Source organism: Aureimonas sp. Leaf454 (assembly GCF_001424685.1).
Lineage (GTDB): Bacteria > Pseudomonadota > Alphaproteobacteria > Rhizobiales > Rhizobiaceae > Plantimonas.
Genome location: NZ_LMQT01000020.1, coordinates 368,961 through 390,000 on the forward strand (window position 1 = coordinate 368,961; position 21,040 = coordinate 390,000).

General features: G+C 65.5%; 18 protein-coding genes and 2 rRNA genes (1 of these 20 running past the window's edge). 13 read left to right on the plus strand and 7 right to left on the minus strand.

The window, feature by feature from the left end; translation table 11 throughout:
* Positions 1 to 12: 12 nt before the first annotated feature.
* The 6 genes from ASG43_RS15205 (at position 13) to ASG43_RS15230 (ending at position 5,158) form a co-directional block, all read left to right on the plus strand.
* Positions 13 to 582: a TRAP transporter small permease gene (locus ASG43_RS15205; protein WP_056506641.1), complete on the plus strand. Its 570-nt coding sequence runs from the start codon at positions 13 to 15 to the stop codon at positions 580 to 582.
* Positions 583 to 586: 4 nt separating this feature from the next.
* Positions 587 to 1,867: a TRAP transporter large permease gene (locus ASG43_RS15210; protein ID WP_056506644.1), complete on the plus strand. Its 1,281-nt coding sequence runs from the start codon at positions 587 to 589 to the stop codon at positions 1,865 to 1,867.
* Positions 1,868 to 1,878: 11 nt separating this feature from the next.
* Complete coding sequence (kduI, locus tag ASG43_RS15215) at positions 1,879 to 2,715, plus strand: 5-dehydro-4-deoxy-D-glucuronate isomerase (RefSeq protein WP_056506645.1); 837 nt, start codon at positions 1,879 to 1,881, stop codon at positions 2,713 to 2,715.
* Entirely contained in the window at positions 2,712 to 3,467 is a 756-nt protein-coding gene (gene kduD, locus ASG43_RS15220; RefSeq protein WP_056506648.1) for a 2-dehydro-3-deoxy-D-gluconate 5-dehydrogenase KduD, read from the plus strand. The genes kduI and kduD overlap by 4 nt, the downstream gene beginning before the upstream one ends.
* A gap of 19 nt (positions 3,468 to 3,486) precedes the next feature.
* On the plus strand, positions 3,487 to 3,831 hold the full coding sequence (locus tag ASG43_RS15225; protein ID WP_056506651.1) for a cupin domain-containing protein: 345 nt from the start codon (positions 3,487 to 3,489) through the stop codon (positions 3,829 to 3,831).
* A 160-nt stretch (positions 3,832 to 3,991) separates the two neighbouring features.
* On the plus strand, positions 3,992 to 5,158 hold the full coding sequence (locus ASG43_RS15230) for a hypothetical protein (protein WP_056506654.1): 1,167 nt from the start codon (positions 3,992 to 3,994) through the stop codon (positions 5,156 to 5,158).
* A 291-nt stretch (positions 5,159 to 5,449) separates the two neighbouring features.
* Here the strand turns inward: ASG43_RS15230 and chvE are convergent, their stop codons facing one another.
* The 4 genes from chvE to ASG43_RS15250 form a co-directional block, all read right to left on the minus strand.
* Positions 5,450 to 6,472 (minus strand): multiple monosaccharide ABC transporter substrate-binding protein, encoded by a 1,023-nt coding sequence (gene chvE / locus ASG43_RS15235; RefSeq protein ID WP_056506658.1) that lies wholly within the window; start codon positions 6,470 to 6,472, stop codon positions 5,450 to 5,452.
* A 245-nt stretch (positions 6,473 to 6,717) separates the two neighbouring features.
* Positions 6,718 to 8,034: a xylose isomerase gene (gene xylA, locus ASG43_RS15240; protein WP_056506659.1), complete on the minus strand. Its 1,317-nt coding sequence runs from the start codon at positions 8,032 to 8,034 to the stop codon at positions 6,718 to 6,720.
* Between the two features lie 180 nt (positions 8,035 to 8,214).
* Entirely contained in the window at positions 8,215 to 9,273 is a 1,059-nt protein-coding gene (locus tag ASG43_RS15245; protein WP_244488111.1) for a LacI family DNA-binding transcriptional regulator, read from the minus strand.
* Between the two features lie 335 nt (positions 9,274 to 9,608).
* Positions 9,609 to 9,851 (minus strand): helix-turn-helix transcriptional regulator, encoded by a 243-nt coding sequence (locus ASG43_RS15250; protein WP_056506662.1) that lies wholly within the window; start codon positions 9,849 to 9,851, stop codon positions 9,609 to 9,611.
* A gap of 99 nt (positions 9,852 to 9,950) precedes the next feature.
* On the opposite strand from ASG43_RS15250, the gene ASG43_RS15255 reads away from it, so the two are divergent.
* From ASG43_RS15255 to mnhG, 6 genes are read left to right on the plus strand one after another with little or no spacing between them, the layout of a single operon-like run.
* Positions 9,951 to 12,875 (plus strand): monovalent cation/H+ antiporter subunit A, encoded by a 2,925-nt coding sequence (locus ASG43_RS15255; RefSeq protein WP_056506663.1) that lies wholly within the window; start codon positions 9,951 to 9,953, stop codon positions 12,873 to 12,875.
* Positions 12,875 to 13,225, plus strand: coding sequence for a Na+/H+ antiporter subunit C (locus ASG43_RS15260; protein ID WP_056506664.1), 351 nt, complete (start codon positions 12,875 to 12,877; stop codon positions 13,223 to 13,225). The genes ASG43_RS15255 and ASG43_RS15260 overlap by 1 nt, the downstream gene beginning before the upstream one ends.
* Positions 13,225 to 14,898, plus strand: a complete 1,674-nt coding sequence (locus ASG43_RS15265) for a monovalent cation/H+ antiporter subunit D (RefSeq protein WP_056506666.1) — start codon at positions 13,225 to 13,227, stop codon at positions 14,896 to 14,898. The genes ASG43_RS15260 and ASG43_RS15265 overlap by 1 nt, the downstream gene beginning before the upstream one ends.
* The gene (locus ASG43_RS15270) at positions 14,895 to 15,368 is read left to right on the plus strand and encodes a Na+/H+ antiporter subunit E (protein ID WP_056506670.1); all 474 of its coding nucleotides are present in this window, start codon (positions 14,895 to 14,897) and stop codon (positions 15,366 to 15,368) included. Before ASG43_RS15265 ends, ASG43_RS15270 begins: the two co-directional genes overlap by 4 nt.
* Complete coding sequence (locus ASG43_RS15275; protein ID WP_056506673.1) at positions 15,365 to 15,646, plus strand: K+/H+ antiporter subunit F; 282 nt, start codon at positions 15,365 to 15,367, stop codon at positions 15,644 to 15,646. Before ASG43_RS15270 ends, ASG43_RS15275 begins: the two co-directional genes overlap by 4 nt.
* Positions 15,643 to 16,035: a monovalent cation/H(+) antiporter subunit G gene (mnhG, locus tag ASG43_RS15280; RefSeq protein ID WP_056506676.1), complete on the plus strand. Its 393-nt coding sequence runs from the start codon at positions 15,643 to 15,645 to the stop codon at positions 16,033 to 16,035. Before ASG43_RS15275 ends, mnhG begins: the two co-directional genes overlap by 4 nt.
* Positions 16,036 to 16,350: 315 nt before the next feature.
* Here the strand turns inward: mnhG and ASG43_RS15285 are convergent, their stop codons facing one another.
* Positions 16,351 to 16,824, minus strand: coding sequence for a MarR family transcriptional regulator (locus ASG43_RS15285; protein WP_162244729.1), 474 nt, complete (start codon positions 16,822 to 16,824; stop codon positions 16,351 to 16,353).
* Positions 16,825 to 17,408: 584 nt separating this feature from the next.
* On the opposite strand from ASG43_RS15285, the gene ASG43_RS15290 reads away from it, so the two are divergent.
* Positions 17,409 to 18,134, plus strand: coding sequence for a Crp/Fnr family transcriptional regulator (locus ASG43_RS15290; RefSeq protein ID WP_056506680.1), 726 nt, complete (start codon positions 17,409 to 17,411; stop codon positions 18,132 to 18,134).
* 249 nt (positions 18,135 to 18,383) lie between these two features.
* On the opposite strand, the gene rrf is transcribed toward ASG43_RS15290, so the two are convergent.
* A 5S ribosomal RNA gene (rrf, locus tag ASG43_RS15295) occupies positions 18,384 to 18,498 on the minus strand.
* Between the two features lie 479 nt (positions 18,499 to 18,977).
* Positions 18,978 to 21,040: ribosomal RNA gene (locus tag ASG43_RS15300) — 23S ribosomal RNA — on the minus strand (it continues 747 nt past the right edge of the window).

A 21,040-nucleotide genomic window follows, 5' to 3' on the forward strand; every position in this document is an offset into this window, starting at 1 on the left:
TCCGGTGATCCCATGCGCGCCTTCGCCTCCGCGCTGCCGCCCCTCCTGTCGCGCGTCTCCACCGCCGCGCTCTGGATCTCGGGTGTCGGCCTGGTCCTCATGACTCTCGTCGTCGGCTGGCAGGTCTTCGGCCGCTACGTCCTCAACGCCTCGCCGAGCTGGACCGAGCCGGGCGCCCTTCTCCTGATGAGCTGGTTCATCCTTCTGGGCTCGGCCGTCGGCGTGCGCGAAGGCAACCATCTCGGCTTCGAGACGGCCCTCCACTACGCGCCCCGCCCGCTCCGGCGCGCGATGCTCCTCGTCACCGAACTGCTCGTCACCGGCTTCGGCGTCGGCATGGCCTGGTATGGCGGGCATCTGGCCGCCGACACCTGGGGCGCCAAGATGGCGGGCCTGCCGATCTCGCAAGGGGCGGATTACCTGCCGCTCGCGGTCGGGGGCGCGCTGATCGCGATCTTCGGCCTGGAGAAGCTCGTTCGCCTCCTCGTTCTCGGCGAGGAAGCCCCGCTCGTCGCGCCCGATGCCGAGCCCGGCGAAATCCCCGCTCCCGGCGAGCGGTCCATCCCTTCGCGAGCGGAATAGACCGATGGCGCTCACCGTCCTCTTCGGCACCTTCACGATCCTTCTGATCATCGGAACGCCCGTCGCCTTCTGCCTCGGCATCGCGTCGCTGGCGACGGTCCTCTACATGGGCCTGCCGCCGGTCGTCGTGTTTCAGCAGCTGAACGCCGGCATGAACGCCTTCGCGATGATGGCGATTCCCTTCTTCATCTTCGCCGGCGACCTGATGATCCGCGGCGGCATCGCCGAGCGGCTGATCCGCTTCGCCGCCTCGCTCGTCGGTCATCTCCGGGGCGGGCTCGGCCAGGTGAACATCGTCGCCTCCACCTTCTTCGGCGGCGTCTCCGGCTCGGCCATCGCCGATGCCTCCGCCGTCGGCGGAATCATGATTCCCCAGATGGAAAAGCGCGGCTACGCCAAGGACTATGCCGTCAACGTCACGGTGAACGCCGCGATCATCGCGCTGCTCGTGCCGCCCTCGCACAACATGATCATCTATGCGATCGCGGCCGGCGGCATCGTCTCGGTGGCGGACCTCTTCACCGCCGGGATCATTCCGGGCCTGCTCCTCGCCGCCGCCCTGATGGTCACCGCCTATATCGTGGCGGTCCGGCGCGGCTACCCGTCCGAGCCCTTTCCCGGCTTCCGGCTGGTCGTCGCCTATTTCGTCGCGGCCTTTCCGGGCATTCTCCTCATCGGTCTCATCTTCGGCGGCGTGCGCTCGGGCGTCTTCACGGCGGCGGAGAGTTCGGTCGTCGCCGTGTTCTACGCCGCCCTCGTCACCGCCTTCGTCTATCGAGAGCTGACCTTCGCGGACTTCATCCACGCGACGCTCGGCGCGGTGCGCACCACCGCCATGGTGCTCCTCGTCATCGGCACGGCCAGTTCCTTCGGCTGGCTCATGGCCTTTCTCCAGGTGCCGCAGGCCGCGATCGCGGCGATGCAGTCGATCTCCGACAACCCGATCGTCATCCTCCTCCTCATCAACGTCGCGCTGCTCGTCCTCGGCACCTTCATGGACATGGCGCCGATGATCATCATCTGCACGCCGATCTTCCTGCCCGTGGTGAAGACCTTCGGCATCGATCCCGTGCATTTCGGCATCGTGATGATCCTCAATGCCGGCATCGGCCTGAACACGCCGCCGGTCGGCTCGGTCCTCTTCGTCGGCTGCGCGGTCGGCAAGATCACGATCGGCGAGGCCATGAAGACGATCTGGCCCTTCCTCGGCGCGAGCGTCTTCGTGCTCCTTCTCGTCACCTACATCCCGGCGCTCTCCATGTGGCTGCCGCGGCTCTTTCACTGAGGACAGACACGATGACCAACGACATCCGCCAAGTCGCCCATCCCGACGCCGTCAAGCGCTTCGACACGGCCGAGCTCCGCCGCCATTTCCTGATCCAGCGCCTCTTCAGGCCCGGCGAGGTCAGCCTCACCTACAGCCACATCGACCGGCTGGTCGTCGGCGGCGCGATGCCCGTCGCGGGCGCCCTTCCGCTGCCGGCCTCGAAGGCGATCGGAACCGACAGCTTCCTCAAGCGACGCGAACTCGGCATCGTCAATGTCGGCGGATCCGGCCGCGTGACGGTCGGCGGCACCACCTACGATCTGCACCCGCGCGATGCTCTTTATGTCGGGATGGGCGCCGGCGAGGTCTCCTTCGAGAGCACGGACGGCGCCCAGCCCGCGAAGTTCTATCTCGTCTCGACGCCCGCCCATGCGAGCCACGACACCGTGCTGATCGGCGCAGGCAAGGCCAAACAGGTGAAGCTCGGCGAGGATCGCACCGCCAACAAGCGCACGATCAACCAGTACATCCACCCCGACGTCTGCCGCTCCTGCCAGCTTCTCCTCGGCCTCACCGAGTTCGAGGAAGGCTCGATCTGGAACACGATGCCGGCGCATGTCCACGACCGCCGCTCGGAGGTCTATCTCTATTTCGACGTGGCCGAGGACCAGCGCGTCATCCATCTCATGGGCGAGCCCCAGGAAACGCGCCATCTCGTCGTCGCAAACGAAGAAGCGGTTCTCTCGCCGGGATGGTCCATACATTCAGGGGTCGGAACGAGTCGCTATGCCTTCATCTGGGCGATGGGCGGCGACAACCAGGATTTCACCGACATGGACATGATCGCGATCCGGGATCTGAAATGAGCGGACTCTTCGATCTCTCGGGCAAGACCGCGCTCGTGACCGGCGCCAACACCGGCCTCGGCCAGGCCATTTCGCTGGCCCTGGCCGCGGCGGGCGCCACGATCGTCGGCGTCGGGCGCTCGTCGATGGACGAGACCCGCGACAAGGTCGAGAATGTCGGCGGCGATTTTCACGAGATCGAGGCCGATCTCGCGACCCTGGAGCCGATCCAGCGGATCGTCGAGGAAGCCTCCGACATCGGCCGCATCGACATTCTCGTCAACAATGCCGGCACCATCCGCCGAGCCGATGCGATCGACTTCACGGAAGCCGATTGGGACGTGGTCATGGACGTCAATCTCAAGACCGTCTTCTTCCTGACGCAGGCGGTCGCGCGCGAGATGCTGGCCGACGGCGCGGGCGGCCGGGTGATCAACATCGCCTCGCTCCTGTCCTTTCAAGGCGGCATCCGCATCCCCTCCTACACCGCCTCCAAGAGCGGCCTTGCCGGCCTGACGCGACTTCTCGCCTGCGAATGGGCCTGCGAGAGGATCAACGTCAACGCGATCGCGCCCGGCTATTTCGTGACCAACAACACCGAAGCCCTGCGCGCCGACGAAGACCGCAACGCCGCCATCCTCGCCCGCATTCCCGCCGGTCACTGGGGACGGCCCGAGGAGATCGCCGGAGCCGCGGTCTTTCTCGCGTCGAGAGCCGCCGACTACATCCATGGCGTCGTGCTGCCGGTCGACGGCGGCTGGCTGGCGCGCTGAACGACCGGGAGCCCAGACCATGACACGACGGAACGAGACCTTCGCCCGAGACGCCGACCTCGCCTGGGAGCCCACCGAAGAGGGCGTCGCGCGCAAGGTCCTCACCTATGGAGACCGCGCCATGATGGTGCGCGTGCGCTTTGCGGCCGGCGCGGTCGGCGCTCTCCACCACCATCCGCACATCCAGTGCTCGCTGGTGGAAAGCGGGCTCTTCGACATCACGATCTTGGGCGAGACGCAGCGCCTCGGCCCCGGCGACAGCTTCCTCGTTCCGCCCGATGCGGTGCACGGAGCCGTCGCGATCGAGGCCGGCATCCTCGTCGACGTTTTCACGCCGATGCGCGAGGAGTTCGTCGCGGACTGATCGCGTCCGGTCCGGCCGAGGTGGCGCCGCACGTCGGGCGGCGCCGGCCCGGACACGAGTCCCGCTCGCGTTCGCGTGAACGAAGGCTTGCTTCGCCGCCGGGCCGGCTTCTAAGGTCCGCGGACGGGGCCCAGCCCATGCCTCACCGAGACCGCGCCTCATGAAACCCGTTCGACGGCGACTGGTCCTGCATTTTCCCGGCTTCGAAGCCCTGGATGCCGAGGCCCATCGCCGCCGCTACGAGAGATCGGCCCGCCAAAGCGGGCCCGTCTACGGGCTCGACATCGAGGTCGGCGCGCTGCGGACGGACGGCGCCCCACCGTTCTTCGACGTCGTCGGCCGCTCGGACGGCGCGCAGACCGAGAGCCGCATCCTCGTCTTCGCCTATGACGACCTGATCACGCGAGCCCTTCGCGGCTCCACCCTGTCCCGGCTCCTCCGGGGCTATGGCAGCGCGATCGGCGTCGTCGCGGAGGGCGGGCTCGGCGGCTATATCCGCCACGGCTGGCGCTTCGCGCTCTTCTTCGCCTATCCCTTTCTTCTCGCGACTCTCGCGATCCTGCTCTGCCTCGCCCTTGCGGCGCTTCCCATGGCGCTCGGCGGCTCGCCTTGGCACGGGCTGTGGAGCGCGCCGCTCGCGGCCGCCGTCTTCCAAGGCATCCTTGTCCCCGTCTCGCGGCGCTATCACATCCTTCACCTCTTCGCCGACTGGGAACTCGCCGTCGCCATCGCCCGGGGGCGCGACCCGGCCCTCGTCGCCTGGCAGGCCGCCGCCCGGGATGCGCTGCGCCGCGCGCTGGCTGGAGACCACGACGAAATCGTCGTGACCTCCCATTCCATGGGATCGAGCATGGCCGTCCTCGTCCTCGGCGGCCTCCTCGAGGCCGACCCGGCTGCGCTGGCCGGCCGACGCGTGACGTTCCTGACGCTCGGAGGCGCGGTTCTCCAAAGCGCGCTTCTGCGGTCGGCTCACCGCCTGCGCGGGCATGTCGGTCGCCTCGCCGAAGCGCGCGAGGTCGACTGGATCGAGATCCAGTGCCTCACGGACGCCGTCAATTTCTACCGATCCCGGGTCGTGGCCGCCGCAGGGCATCGAACGTCGCCGGCGGCCCGCATCGTTCTCATCCGCATGAAGCGCATGCTGACGCCGGAGCACTACCGGCGGATCCGCCGGGACGCGCTGCGGGTACACCGGCAATACGTGCTCGGCTCCGACCGGCGCTCGTCCTTCGATTTCAGCGTCCTGACGGCCGGACCGACGCCGGCCTCGGATTTTGTCCTGCAGGGCGACGAGAACGATGCCGCCGCCGCGTCGGCCGGCATCTAGAAGGGGCGGATCGCCGCAAACCCGGAATCGGTGCCGGACCTGCCGGCGTCGCTCGGCGATTGTCCGCGCGAGGCGGCGTCGTCCCGGCGGGAGCCGCGCTCCCGCCGCCGAACAAAAATACCAGCCCCGGAGGCTCCGGGACTGGCGTCGTCTGGCGGGCCGATCGATCGCTGACGAAGGATGGCGGATGCGGAATGCACCTCGCCCTCCTCCCAAGATCAGAGCTCGAGACAGGAGACCGAGCCCGGACCGTCAGGCGATCCGGGGCCGGCAGAAGCGCCGTTTGCCGGCTTACTTCAGCTGCTCTTCGGTGTAGTAGCCGCTGTCGACGAGAACCTGCTTGTAGTTCTCCTTGGTGACAAGCACCGGCTTCAGAAGCTGCGAGGGGACGACCTTCACGCCGTTGTCGTAGGTCTTGGTGTCGTTGACCTCGACCGTCTCGCCGGCCGCCATGGCGTCGACCATGCCGACGGTGACCTTGGCGAGCTCGCGCGTGTCCTTGAAGACGGTGGAGGTCTGCTCGCCCGCGATGATCGACTTGATCGAGGGCACTTCCGCGTCCTGGCCGGTGATGACGGGCATCTTGAGGTCGCCCGAACCGTAGCCGACGCCCTTCAGCGAGGAGATGACGCCGCGCGCGATCACGTCGTTCGGGGCGAGGATCGCGTCGACCTTCTTGTCGGAATAGTAGGCGGACAGGACGTTGTCCATGCGCGACTGGGCGGTCGCCGCGTCCCAGCGCAGCGTGCCGACCTTGTCCATGCCGGTCTGGCCGGAGGTCACGACCAGCTTGCCCGCGTCGATATAGGGCTGCAGGACGCTCATCGCGCCGTTGTAGAAGAAGAAGGCGTTGTTGTCGTCCGGCGAGCCGCCGAACAGCTCGATCGAGAAGGGGCCGGCCGCAGTCTTCAGATCGAGGGCCTGCTCGATGGACGTGCCCTGGATGACGCCGACCTGGAAGTTGTCGAAGGTCGCGTAATAGTCGACGTTCCCCGAGTTCTTGATGAGGCGGTCATAGGCGATGACCTTGATGCCGGCATCGGCGGCCTGCTGCAGGACGTCGGTCAGCGTGGTCCCGTCGATCGAGGCGATCACGAGGACCTTGGCGCCCTTGGTGACCATATATTGCAGATCCGGGGCATAGCCCTTCTCGGTCAGCTGCTTGACGATGTTCGCGCCGTCGTCGATCCAGCGCGCGACGGTCTTGTCGGGCATGGCGACGCCGATCGCGCCCTTGTCCTGGGCGAAAGCGCCCGGCGTGGCGAGAGCGAGGCCGAGGGCCGCGCCGGCCAAGAGCATCTTGATGGACTTCATGCTGGTTCTCCTCCCGAAAGGGCGCAGCAAAACCCCTCCGCTGCGCCGGAGCGCCTGGCGTTCGACGGAACGCGCGAAGGCCGCCCGAATGTGGTCATCCTCGGATCCATGTCCCCGGCGCGCGTTCGTCGCACGCCCCGGTGGAAACGAGGCATCATGCCGGACGGCCCGGGGGCCGTTCCGGATCCGCGTCCCAGGCGAGACCCGCGCGCCCGGATGGTCGCGATTTGGAAAGGCCGAGCCGCTCAGACGTAGCGGTTGACGACGCCTTCCAGATACTCCTGGCGGCCCGACCGCGGCTGCGGGTTCAGCCCGCGTCCGCGCTCCGCCACCGCCTCGAACGAGCGCTCGCCCTTGAGAATCGCCTGATTCTCCGGGGTCGCCCAGCCGGCGTAGCGCTCCGCGAGCGGATGTTCCAGAGCGCCGTCGGAGAGCATCCGGTCGGCCGCGACAAGGGCGCGGGCGCAGGCATCCATCGAGGCGACATGCGCGATCACGAGATCCTGCGGATCGATCGACTGGCGCCGGATCTTCGCGTCGAAGTTGAGGCCGCCGGTCGAGAAGCCGCCATGCTTCAGCATCTCGTGGAAGACGAGCGTCATCTCCTTGATGTCCATGGCGAACTGGTCGGTGTCCCAGCCGAGGAGATCGTCGCCGCGGTTGATGTCGAGCGAGCCGAACAGGTCGCAGGCATAGGCGAGCTTGACCTCGTGGTCGAAGGAATGGCCGGCGAGGATCGCGTGGTTCTGCTCGAGATTGAGCTTCACGTCCTTCACGAGATCGTATTTCTGCAGGAAGCCGAAGACGGTCGCCGTATCGAAATCGTACTGGTGCTTGGAGGGTTCTTTGGGCTTGGGCTCGATCAGGATCGGCCCCTTGAAGCCGATCTTGTGCTTGTAGTCGACGAGCATGGAGAGGAACCGGCCGAGCTGGTCCAGCTCCCGGTCGACATCGGTGTTGAGAAGGGTCTCGTAGCCCTCGCGCCCGCCCCAGCAGACGTAGTTCTCGCCGCCGAGCGCATGGGTCGCGTCGAGCGCGGCCTTCACCTGTCCGCAGGCATAGGCGAAGACGTCCGGATCAGGGTTCGTCGCCGCGCCCGCCATGTAGCGGCGGTGCGAGAAGAGGTTCGCCGTGCCCCAGAGGAGCTTGACCTTCGCGGTCTCCATCTTCTTCGCGAAGATGTCGGTGATGACCTTCAGGTTGTCGATCGAGCCCTGCAGCGTCTCGCCCTCGGGCGCGACGTCCGCGTCGTGAAAGGAGAAGAACGGCACGTCGAGAATCTCGAAGAGATCGAAGGCGACGTCGGCCTTCTGCTTGGCGAGCGTCAGCGGATCGGAGCCGTGCATCCAGGGCCGCAGGAAGGTCTCGCCGCCGAAGGGATCACCGCCCGGCCAAGTGAAGGAATGCCAGTAGCAGACGGCGAAGCGGAGCTGCTCCTCCATCGTCTTGCCGCGCACAACCTTGTTCTTGTCGTAGAAGCGGAAGGCCAGAGGATCGGTCGATCCCTCGCCCTGAAACGAGACGGCCGTGTTCAAGCCGAAGAAGTTGCCGGTGCCGGGCATGCCTTGCCTCCCAAGGATCTGATTTTTGAGATACGTACCTCATAATCACCCGGGGATGCAATGGCGCAAATGACGCGAGCCCGCATCCGCCGGCTCCCGGGCAGCTTCGGGGTTCGGCGGGGTCGCTGGATGTTCGGCGGGGTCGACGGTGTCCGAATGGGCGCGGCAGGGTGCGGCCGCTTATTTCGGCAAATTGTCCGGCAGAAGGATTTCGATGCGGATCCGCTCCTGGTCCTCGCTGATCGCCCCGCCCGTCAGCGCCGCCATGAGAACGCGAACGGCCGAGCGCGCCTCGTGGCCGGGGTCCTGAACGATCAGGGCATCGATGGCCCCGGAGACGAGCAGCGGGTGGGTCTCGTCCGTCAGCTCGTGGGCGACGACGACCGGCGAGCCTCCCCGCTCGCGGAGCGCGGCGACGAGACCCGACGCGCCGGCGCCCGCGCTGTAGACGGCATCCGGCATCCCGATGCCGGACAGCACCTCCCGCATCGCGGTCTCCGTCCGCGCGGCGTCGTCGTGACCTTCCACGATGGCCGCGATCTCCAAGGCCGGAAAACGCCGGCCGAGCGCATCGCGAAAACCGTCGAGCCGGTCGAGATGGTCGCGCAGGGCGTGGGAGCCGAGGAGGACGAAGGCGCGCGTCGCCCCACGTCCCGCGAAGCGCCCGACGAGCGAGGCCGCCACGCGTCCGGCCGCCCGGTTGTCGATGCCGACATAATGCCGGCGCCGCGAGGCGGGAACATCCGAAACGAGGGAAACGACGGGAATGCCGGTCTCGGCAACCGCGTCGATGGCGGCGGTGACGAGCGGATCGTCGAGCCCGATGGCGATGATCCCCTGCGCCTGGCCGGCCGCCGAGCGGATCGCTTCGGCCAGCCGTGTCGGCTCGAAGCTGTCGGTGCGCAGGATGGAAAGGTCGAGCCGGCGGAGCCCCTGCAGGCGGGCGGCGAGATGGAGTTCGTCGGCAAGGCGCGCGATGAAGGGGTTGGTGCCGCGCGGCAGGAGGGCCACGGCCCGGAAGCTTTCCCGGCGCGCAAGCGCGGCCGCGCCTGCATGGCGCTCGAAGCCGAGCACCCGCACCGCCTCCTCCACGCGCTCGATCGTCGAGGCCCGCACGCCCGGACGCCGGTTCACCACGCGGTCGGCGGTGGCGAGGCTGACCTCGGCATGCCGAGCGACGTCCCGAAGCGTCGGCACGAAGGGCAGCGTCGGCACGAAAGGATGGGAGTGGTCGACCAAGAAGCGGTCCTTCGAGGAAAGGGCGGTCGGAGCGGTTGCGACCGCGGCGGCAGGCGAGGATCGCCGGTCCTGCACCGGCGGGCCGCCGCATCCGTGCCGCCGACTATGCGCGGCGAAGGTGCGATGCATCAAGCCGTCGCGGCCTCCTCCCGGCCGCGCGGAGGGAAAGACGATCCGCGTCATCGGACCGGTGACCGGTCCGGCCGGTCCGGCCGATGCCGGCAAACGTCTGTTCCGGAATCAGGCCGGCGAGCCCACCGATCGACGTGTTACGCCGCAGCGTCTTTCGTTGTCGTCGACGAGGAGGGCGACGGGAGCGGCCGTTTGAACATCGGTCAAAGCTGGCAGGACGGAACGAGGCGCACGCCGAGCCCGCCCGCATCCATCGGAATGAGGACGACGCCCGCCCGCGCGAAGGCCTCGATCAGGTGCTGCTCGGAGGCGCGGTTCAGATGATGGCGCAGCTTCTCGAAATCGCGCACGGTGCTCCGGGAGACGCCGGCTTCCTGGGCGAGCTGCTCCTGCGTCCAATCGAGAAGGCCGCGCGCCGCACGGCACTGTTCCGGTGTCAAAATCATCCATCGGGCCTTGAAATTCTCGTCGAAATGTCAACCATAAAGGGCGAGATCTGACAAGAGCACGACCCGGTCCGCCGGGCGGAAGGGCATAACGGCACGATGACGAACGGGACGCTCCTTCTGATCCTGCTCGTCCTTCCCTTCCTCGGCAGTCTCGCCGCCGTGATTCTTCCCACCGACGCACGCGGCGTGAATGCGGGACTGGCCGGTGGCGTCGCGCTGGTGGCGCTCGTCATCACCCTCTGGCTGTTTCCCGGCGTCGAGGCAGGCGGCGTCATCCGCTCCGAGGTCGCCTGGATGCCGAGCCTCGGTCTTGGCCTGTCCTTGCGCATGGACGGCCTTGCCTGGCTCTTCGCCTTCCTCGTCACCGGCATCGGCCTGCTCGTCGTCATCTATGCGCGCTACTACATGTCGCGCGAGGACCCCGTGGCGCGCTTCTTCGCCTTCTTCCTCGCCTTCATGGGCTCGATGCTCGGCGTCGTCCTGTCCGGCAATCTCATCCAGATCGTCTTCTTCTGGGAGCTGACGAGCCTCTTCTCGTTCCTCCTCATCGGCTATTGGCACCACAACGTCGCCGCGCGCGACGGGGCGCGCATGGCTTTGACGGTGACCGGCCTCGGCGGCCTGGCGCTGCTCGGCGGCATGCTCGTCCTCGGCAACATCGTCGGCAGCTACGATCTCGACGCGGTTCTCGCCGCCGGCGCGCGCGTCCAGGCCCATCCGCTCTACACGACGGCTCTCGTCCTCATCCTTCTCGGCGCCTTGACCAAGAGCGCGCAGTTTCCGTTTCACTTCTGGTTGCCGCAGGCGATGGCGGCTCCGACGCCTGTGTCCGCCTATCTCCATTCCGCGACCATGGTGAAAGCCGGCGTCTTTCTTCTCGCGCGGCTCTGGCCGACCTTGGCCGAGACCGAGACCTGGTTCTGGATCGTCTGCTCCAGCGGCCTCGTCACGCTCCTCGTCGGCGCCTGGGTCGCGATCTTCCAGCAGGACCTGAAGGGGCTGCTGGCCTATTCGACGATCAGCCATCTCGGCCTGATCACGCTTCTCTTCGGCCTCGGCAGTCCGCTCGGCGCGATCGCCGCCACCTTCCACATCCTGAACCACGCGACCTTCAAGGCCTCGCTCTTCATGGCGGCCGGCATCATCGACCACGAGACCGGCACACGCGACATGCGCCGCCTGTCCGGTCTCTTCCGCTTCATGCCGATCACCGCGACGCTTGCCATGGTCGCGGCGGCCGCCATGGCCGGCGTTCCGCTCCTCAACGGCTTCATCTCCAAGGAGATGTTCTTCGCCGAGGCGGTGGAGTTCCACCAGGGCTCCTGGCTCGACCGGTCCCTGCCCTATGCCGCGACGCTCGCCGGCGCCTTCTCCGTGGCCTATTCCATCGGCTTCGTTCACCGCGTCTTCTTCGGCCCCGCACCGACGGACGTGCCGCGCGAGCCCCACGAGCCCCCGCGCCTCATGCGCTTTCCCGTGGAGTTCCTGGTGGTCGCCTGCCTCGTCGTCGGCGTCGTCCCGGCGCTGGTCGCGGGCGGCGTTCTCGACGCGGCGGCCCGCGCCGTGGTCGGACGCGAGCTTCCGCCCTACAGCCTCTCCGTCTGGCACGGCTTCAACGAGCCGCTTCTCATGAGCATCCTCGCGCTGGTGGGCGGCGCGGTGCTCTACCTCGTTCTCAAGAACAAGCTGGCGCGCGGCGAGGACGGCCCGCCGCTCCTGCGGCGCGTGGACTCGACCCGGCTCTTCGAGCGCATCCTCGTCACGGTCTCCTGGCGCTGGGCACGCACGCTGGAAGCAGTTCTGGAAACGCGGCGGCTTCAGCCGCAGCTCCGCCTGATCGTCGGCCTCGCGCTTCTGGCGGGCCTCGCCCCGATCGCCGCGCACGGGCTCGGTTCGCGCCAGGACTGGCCGCTCGATCTCGACGCGCCCTTCGCGCTTCTCTGGTCCGTCGGCATGGTCTGCGCGATCGGCGCGGCCTACATGGCCAAGTACCACCGCCTCGCCTCGCTGGTCCTTCTCGGCGGCGCGGGCCTCGTGACGTGCCTCACCTTCGTCTGGCTCTCCGCGCCCGATCTCGCCATCACGCAGCTCCTCGTCGAGGTGGTGACGACGGTGCTCATCCTTCTCGGCCTGCGCTGGCTTCCCAAGCGCGTGCGCGGTCACGACGGCGAGGCCGGCGAGAGCTTCACCGCGCGCTATCGGCGCGGCCGGGATCTCGCGCTCGCCATCGCGTCCGGGCTGGGGACAGGCATCGTGGCCTTCGCCGTGATGAACCGACCGTTGACCGATTCCATCGCCGCCTTCTTCCTGGAGCGCGCCTATTCGGAAGGCGGCGGCACCAATGTCGTGAACGTCATCCTCGTCGACTTTCGCGGCTTCGACACGCTCGGCGAGATCGTCGTGCTGGGCGCGGTCAGCCTCACGGTCTTCGCGCTCCTCCTGCGCTTCCGCCCCGCCGCCGACAGCCTGGAACTGCCCGAGCAGCAGCGCATCCAGAATGCCTTCGACGAGGCGGCCGAGCACCGGCGTCCGGGCGACACGATCGCCGACTATCTCCTCGTGCCGAGCGTCATCATGCGCCTGATGTTCCCGCTGATCGCGACGCTCGCCGTCTATCTCTTCCTGCGCGGCCACGATCTGCCGGGCGGCGGCTTTGCCGCCGGCGTCGCCATGTCGATCGGCTTCATCCTGCAGTACATGGCAGGGGGCACACGCTGGGTGGAGGCACGCCTGCGCATCCGGCCCGTCCGCTGGATCGCCTTCGGCCTCCTGGTCTCAACCTTGACGGGTGCAGGCTCCTGGCTCGCCGGCTACCCGTTCCTGACCTCGTATTTCCGCTATGCCGACATCCCCGTCATCGGCCAGGTGCCGGTCGCGAGCGCGCTTCTCTTCGACCTCGGCGTCTTCGCCCTCGTCGTCGGTTCCACCGTGCTCATGCTGATCGCCATCGGCCACCAGTCGCTGCGCAAGGCGAGGCCCGCCCCCGTACCGGACGATGCCGAACTCGGGAGCGGCGTCTGATGGAACTCGTCCTCGCCATCGCCATCGCCACCCTCGTCGGGTCCGGTGTCTGGCTGCTTCTGCGGCCGCGCACCTTCCAGGTGATCGTCGGCATCAATCTCGTGTCCTACGGCGTGAATCTCTTCATGTTCTCGATGGGTCTCGGCAAGCCACGGCTCGGTCTGCCGCCGATTCTGGGCAAGGGCGAAAGCGGCACGCTCGCGACCTATGCCGATCCGCTGCCGCAGGCGCTCGTCCTCACCGCCATCGTCATCGGCTTCGCCATGACCGCGCTGTTCCTCGTCGTCCTCCTCGCCTCGCGGGGCTTGACGGGCACCGATCACGTCGACGGGCGGGAGAGCGGTTCGTGATGTCGGCGCTCGACCACCTGACGATCCTGCCGATCCTTCTGCCGCTTGCGGCGGCGGCGATCATCCTCCTGTTCGACGAGCGCCGTCGCACGCTGAAGGCGGGAATCAACGTCGCCGCGACGCTCCTTCTCCTTTGCCTGTCCGCGGCGCTGGTGATCCGCGCCGGCGGACTCGGCGGCGTGACCAGCGTCTACCGGCTCGGCGACTGGCCGGCGCCCTTCGCCATCGTTCTCGTCGCGGACCGCCTCTCCGCGCTGATGGTGCTCCTGACGAGCGTCCTCGGGCTCGCGACCCTCGCCTTCTCGCTCGCCCGCTGGCACCGGGCGGGCGCGCATTTCCATTCGCTGTTCCAGATCCTCCTGATGGGGCTGAACGGGGCCTTTCTGACGGGCGATCTCTTCAATCTCTTCGTCTTCTTCGAGGTCATGCTGGCGGCCTCGTTCGGCCTCCTCCTGCACGGCTCCGGCGCGGCCCGCATCCGTGCCGGCCTCCAGTACATCGCGGTCAACCTCACGGCGTCGATGCTCTTCCTCATCGGCGTCTCGCTCGTCTACGGCGTGACGGGCACGCTGAACATGGCCGATCTGGCGACTCGCGTGCCGGTGATCCGGCCCGGCGACCGCACCCTTCTCGAGGCGGGCGCCGCGCTGCTCGGCATGTCGTTCCTGATCAAGGCCGGTCTTTGGCCGCTCTGCTTCTGGCTGCCGCAAGCCTATTCGGTGGCGAGCGCACCGGTGGCGGCGATCTTCGTCATCACGTCGAAGGTCGCGATCTACATCATCCTGCGCCTGTCGCTGCTCGTCTTCGGCCCCGGCAGCGGTGCGGAAGGCTTCGGCGCCGACGTCCTCGTCCTCGGCGGCCTCGCCACGATCGCCTTCGGCGCGATCGGCGTCCTCGCCAGTCAGGCCATGGGTCGCATCGCGAGCTTCAGCACCGTGGTCTCCTCCGGCACGCTTTTGGCCGCGATCGGCTTCGGCAATGTCGGCGTGACGGCGGGCGCGCTCTATTATCTCGTGTCGTCCTCGATCACCATATGCGCCTTCTTCCTTCTGATCGAGCTCGTCGAGCGGGGCCGCGAACCGGGCGCGGACATGCTCGCCGTCACCGCCGAAGCCTTCGGCGGCGACGAGGACGATGCCGAGAAGACGGTCCACGAGAGCGAGCAGGTCGGCATCGCGCTTCCCGCCGTCATCGCCTTCCTCGGCACCGGCTTCTTCGCCTGCGCCATCCTCATCGCGGGCCTGCCGCCCCTGTCGGGCTTTCTGGCGAAGTTCGCGATGATGACGGCCATCCTCAATCCGCAGGGGCTCGGGCGCGGCAGCGGCATCAGCATGCAGGCGCTCGGCTTCCTGGCGCTTCTCCTCCTGTCCGGCTTCGCCGCGCTTCTCGCCATGGTGCGGACCGGCGTGCGCATCTTCTGGGTCCCCCGAGAGGACGCGCCGGTGCAGCGCGTGCGCGTCATCGAATTCACGCCCGTCATCGCCCTTCTCGGCATCTGCGTCGCGATGACCGCGGCGGGCGAGCCCGTCATGGCCTATATGCGGGCCGCGGCTGAGGGGGTCCACGCGCCGAAAGCCTATATCGACGCCGTGCTTCCCCCGAGATCGCCGATGCCCGCCGTGGCGGTGGAGGATGCCGGGCGTCCAGAGACCGGCGACGAGAGCACGCCATGATCGCCTATCCCGTCATCGCCGGCTTCGTCGCGCTCTTCTGGCTCGTTCTCAATCAGAGCGTCTCGCCCGGACATGTCCTGCTCGGCCTCGGGCTTGGCCTCTTCGCCTCCGCGACCTTGACGCGGCTGCAGGAACCCGGACTTCGTCCCCGGAACATTCCCGCGATCCTGAGGCTCCTGCGCCATGTCGCGGTCGAGATCGTGCGGTCCAATATCGCCGTCTCCCGCATCATTCTGCGGCGGGACATGCGGCCGACATCGGGCTTCCTCATGATCCGTCTGGACCTCCAGGACCCGCACGCGCTGGCGGTCCTGTCCTGCATCCTCACCGCGACGCCCGGCAGCCTCTGGGTGGATTTCGATCCGAAAGACGGCCGGCTGCTTCTCCACGTTCTCGACCTCATCGACGAGGACAGTTGGATCGCCATCGTCAAAGGCTACGAAGAACGCCTTCAGGAGATCTTCCGATGAGCCTTCTCATCCTCGACTGGTCGATCACGATCGCGCAGGTGATGCTCGGCCTCGCCTGCGGCTGCGCGGCCTATCGCATCGTCGTCGGCCCTCGCGCGCAGGATCGCATCCTCGGGCTCGACACGTTCTACATCAACGTGATGATCGTCCTCGTCACGATCGGCATCCGGTCGGGGACGAACATCTACTTCGAGGCCGCCCTCGTCATCGCGCTGCTGGGCTTCGTGGGAACCGTCGCCCTCTCGAAATTCCTCATGCGCGGCGAGGTGATCGAATGAGCGAGGCTCCCGATCTTCCGCTCTGGGCCGCCCTGGTCGTGTCGTTTCTGATGCTGGTCGGCGCCGGGATCACGCTCGTCGGCGCGATCGGCCTCATCCGCTTCACGTCCTTCTACGACCGGGTCCACGCACCGACGCTCGGCGCGAGCCTCGGCACGATCGGAATGTCCTTCGCCTCGATCGTCTACTTCACGGTCCTGCAGGAGCGTCCGGCGGTGCACGAGGTGCTGATCGTCATCTTCGTCACGCTGACGACCCCGGTCACGCTGATGCTCCTCACCCGTTCGGCGCTCTATCGTGACCGAACGGAAGGACAGCCCGGCGTTCCCGCACGCTCCTCGACCGACGAAGTCTCCGGAACGACGCCGAACCGCGAAACCGAGGGATGAACGACGGTAGGGCACTTGAGACGCCGCAGCCGTCGTCGCTCGCGCCCGGCCGCCTTCCTCCGTCGTCGCCCGATCGCAAGCACCGCCTCCCGTGAGCCACCAGCCCCGGACCGGCGCAAAAGCCGTCCCGGCGGCGGCGATGTGACGACAAAGCGAGAGGCCGCGACCTCGCAACCGGCAGCAGCCAGACGCGATCGCGCGCGTCTTCGACGGCACAATTCGACGAAAGCGGATGAGGTCGTGGAAAGCGCGTTCTAACGGTTCGGGCGAGGAAATCCCATTCGCCGCGTTCGGTCGAACGCGACGGGGATCTCGTCAGCGCAGGCGTCGCAGACGGCCCGCGATATAGTGGGCGAACTCTTCCAGTTCCTGCGTGATCTCGGCGCAGCGCTCCGCGTTCATGGCGGAGGCGATCTCAAGGTCGAGTTCGCTGCGTGCACGGATCAGCATCTTGCGCGCTTCGATACCGTCTGGCGTGATCCGGATGAGCGTGCGCCGACCGTCCCGGGAATCGCCGATCCGTTCGACGAGGCCCTTGGCGACCAGCCGGTCCATCATCTTGGAGACCGTCGAAGGACGGATCGACAATTGTTCGGCGACGTTGCTGACCGTTTCGCCCTTCGTGTCGATGGCCATCAGGAGTTCGTCCTGGCCATTGTGAAAGCCGAGCGCCGCGAGCTTCATTCCCTGCAGGGCGCGCATGGATTTGGAGATCGAGAGAAGCGCCGGCACCAAACGCTCGCCCTGCGGTTCGGTCGGGACGGAGGTCGAAGCCGGTCGTGTCGGCATGCTGGTCATACTTACGGACATCGGCGTCAGGCCCCACTTTCCAAGCAGCAGATCGGTCGAGAATGCGTGGCCTCCGACGGCCCCGGGCGCTGAGGCCTGTCCTGAGCGCCGGGGGCCCTCAGCCTAAGCAGGCTGGGATCTTGATCCGCCAGACAGAGGACGGCATCGACGTCGCTCCGTGCCGACAACAGCAAGACGAGGCCTGCTCTCTCCTTCCCGCTGCCAAATCGATGGTTCGAATGGCTATGAACCGCTAGTCTTAGGCGAATTTCAGGGCTGCATAAATGTCTGAAAGCGTACAATCGCCGAGCGCGTTGGAACGATACGGGTTCTGCGATTTCGAGAGCAAGTGGCAACGGGGAGGCGAAGGGCGGGTCAGAGATGACGTGTCAAAAGGGGCGAAGGCAGCGCCTTTCGGCGAGCACCGATCTCGCGTTCTCTCATGCTCCTATGTCGAAAACGTACACTTCGCGAGAAACCGTAGAAAGTATGAGCCGTCTGCAGCATAGACTACGGGCCGCGTGGCCGCCTTTTTGCAGCATCACAAGGTGAGATCGGGCTGAACCCTGGTTGGAACGGAAAAGATGCCGCGACCCTCGCAAGCCGATGTTGCCAACCGCGTTCTGTCGGTGATGAGGGCGGAAAGCTTCGAGCGTTTGAGACCGATCCTCGAATTCGTCGACCTGCCGACCCGCTCGGTGTTGGTCGGGGCCGGCGCGGCGATCACGCATCTCTACTTCCTGGAGCGCGGCCTCGCATCGGTCGTCGCGAGCAATCTCGATTCCGAGGAAATCGAAGTCGGACATGTCGGGTGGGAGGGCGTCTGCGGAGTCGCCTGCCTTCTCGGCGTGACATCCACGTCGACGCGGACCTTTATGCAGATCGCCGGAAGCGGCTATCGTGTCGCAGCCGCGGCCTTGATCGACGTGATGGGCCGCGACGCCGACCTCTCCCTGCTTCTGCAGCGGTACATCTACACGATGGAGGTTCAACTGGCCCATTCCGCTTTGGCGAACGGCCGGTACAGCATGCAGCAGCGCTTGGCGCGTTGGCTTCTGATGTGCCACGACCGGATCGAAGGCGATCAATTACCACTGACCCACGAGTTTCTGTCGCTTATGCTGGGGGTGCGGCGGTCGGGCGTGACGAACGAGATTCATGTCTTGGAAGGGTATGGACTCCTCAAGGCGACGCGGGGACTGATCCGGATCGTCGATCGGTGCGGCCTGGAGGCTCTGGCGGGCGGATGTTACGGCATTCCGGAGCGCGAATACGAGCGCCTCTTGGGCATCGGCCTCAAGGTCGCCTGACACCGTCTTTTTCTTCTTGTGCTTTGCGTGTTTTTCSGCGTTTCGCATTTCGAACGCCAAACGCCCGGCGACCTTTCGGCGACCGGGTTATGTTGGAGTTTGGTTTGTGGTGGTGTGTTGAGATGTGAGAGATATCNGCGTTTCGCATTTCGAACGCCAAACGCCCGGCGACCTTTCGGCGACCGGGTTATGTTGGAGTTTGGTTTGTGGTGGTGTGTTGAGATGTGAGAGATATCTTGCGATTTGCAGACCTGGCGGCGACCGACTTTCCCGCGTCTTGAGACGAAGTATCATAGGCGCTGGAGCGTTTCACGGCCGAGTTCGGGATGGGATCGGGTGCAGCCGCTCCGCTGGAACCACCAGGTCGGCAAATGGCAAGTAAGAAGCTGGTGTTTTGAGGAGGGACGCTCGCGCCGGTTTGCCAGGAGCAAACCGTCTCCGCTGGGGCGGAACGCTGACGTGTTCCGACGCCCGATCGGGCGACGCGCCCCTTCGGGTTCGAAGGGACTTGGCCCAGGTCCGGATGCGTCGAGCGCGATATGAGCCGCCGGATGTCAGCGGTTGAAGCGTCTGATCTCACCTCTGCAGGGAGGTGGTTTCGGTGAATGGAATGGTTGGTTTTCAGCATGGATCCTTGCGCCTTGAGCGGCTTTCCAGGGAAAGCCACTTTGTAGGACGCTCGTCCGTCGSATCGCCACTGCGATCCGCGCCGTCCGCAGACAGCTTGCCCGAGGCAAGCTGGCGTGAAGACACCAACACCGCGCAAATCCCACAGGGATTTGTCGCGAGAGAACCATGAGCACATGAGCCTCCCCTTTGAGGGGAGCTCATGGGCGAATGGGAATGATCAAGCCGATCGGGCTATTAGTACCGGTAAGCTTCAAGCATTGCTGCTCGTCCACACCCGGCCTATCGACGTGGTGGTCTACCACGGCCCTGATAGGGAACACTGGTTTTGAGGTTCGTTTCCCGCTTAGATGCCTTCAGCGGTTATCGAGTCCGTACATAGCTACCCTGCACTGCGGCTGGCGCCACAACAGGTCCACCAGAGGTACGTCCATCCCGGTCCTCTCGTACTAGGGACAGATCCTCTCAATATTCCTACACCCACGGCAGATAGGGACCGAACTGTCTCACGACGTTCTGAACCCAACTCACGTACCGCTTTAAATGGCGAACAGCCATACCCTTGGGACCTGCTCCAGCCCCAGGATGCGATGAGTCGACATCGAGGTGCCAAACAACCCCGTCGATATGGACTCTTGGGGGTCATCAGCCTGTTATCCCCGGCGTACCTTTTATCCGTTGAGCGATGGCCCTTCCACACGGGGACCACCGGATCACTATGACCGACTTTCGTCTCTGCTCGACATGTCCGTCTCGCAGTCAGGCGGGCTTATGCCATTGCACTCGACGACCGATTTCCGACCGGTCTGAGCCCACCATCGCGCGCCTCCGTTACTCTTTGGGAGGCGACCGCCCCAGTCAAACTACCCACCATACACTGTCCCGGACCCGGATAACGGGCCGCGGTTAGACATCCATGACGATAAGGGTGGTATTTCAAGGATGGCTCCACACGAGCTGGCGCCCATGCTTCAAAGCCTACCACCTATCCTACACATGCCGACACGAATGCCAGTGTAAAGCTATAGTAAAGGTGCACGGGGTCTTTCCGTCTGACCGCAGGAACCCCGCATCTTCACGGGGAATTCAATTTCACTGAGTCTCTGCTGGAGACAGCGGGGAAGTCGTTACGCCATTCGTGCAGGTCGGAACTTACCCGACAAGGAATTTCGCTACCTTAGGACCGTTATAGTTACGGCCGCCGTTTACTGGGGCTTCATTTCAGAGCTTGCACCCCTCCACTTAACCTTCCAGCACCGGGCAGGCGTCAGACCCTATACGTCGTCTTGCGACTTCGCAGAGCCCTGTGTTTTTGGTAAACAGTCGCTACCCCCTGGTCTGTGCCACCCCACCACACTTGCGTATGAAGGGGTCACGCTTCTTCCGAAGTTACGCGTGCAATTTGCCGAGTTCCTTCAGCAGAGTTCTCTCAAGCGCCTTGGTATGCTCTACCAGTCCACCTGTGTCGGTTTCGGGTACGGTCTATACGGTGGGGCTATTTCCTGGGACCCCTTCGCTGCCCAATCAATCCGTTAAGACTGAACAACACACGGGATCCGTCACTCACCACCAGGCCCACGATTATTAACGTGGTTCCCATCGACTACGCCTTTCGGCCTCGCCTTAGGGGCCGGCTAACCCTGCTCAGATTAACTTTAAGCAGGAACCCTTGGACTTTCGGCGAGGGTGTCTCTCACACCCTTTATCGTTACTCATGTCAGCATTCTCACTTCCCATACCTCCAGAGGCCCTCACGGGTCCTCCTTCAACGGCCTAGGGAACGCTCCGCTACCACTCTTCTCAAAGAGAAGAATCCACAGCTTCGGTGCATGGCTTTAGCCCCGTTACATTTTCGGCGCAAAGACCCTTAATTAGACCAGTGAGCTGTTACGCTTTCTTTAAATGATGGCTGCTTCTAAGCCAACATCCTGGTTGTTTTGGGATCTTCACATCCTTTCCCACTTAGCCATGACTTGGGGACCTTAGATGGTGGTCAGGGTTGTTTCCCTCTTCACGACGGACGTTAGCACCCGCCGTGTGTCTGCCGGACAGTACTCTTGAGTATTCGGAGTTTGATTGGGTTTGGTAAGACGGTGAGTCCCCCTAGCCCATTCAGTGCTCTACCCCTCAAGGTATTCATCCAACGCTCTACCTAAATAGATTTCGCGGAGAACCAGCTATTTCCGAGTTTGATTGGCCTTTCACCCCTAGCCACAAGTCATCCCAATCTATTGCAACAGATGCGGGTTCGGCCCTTCAGTGCGTGTTACCGCACCTTC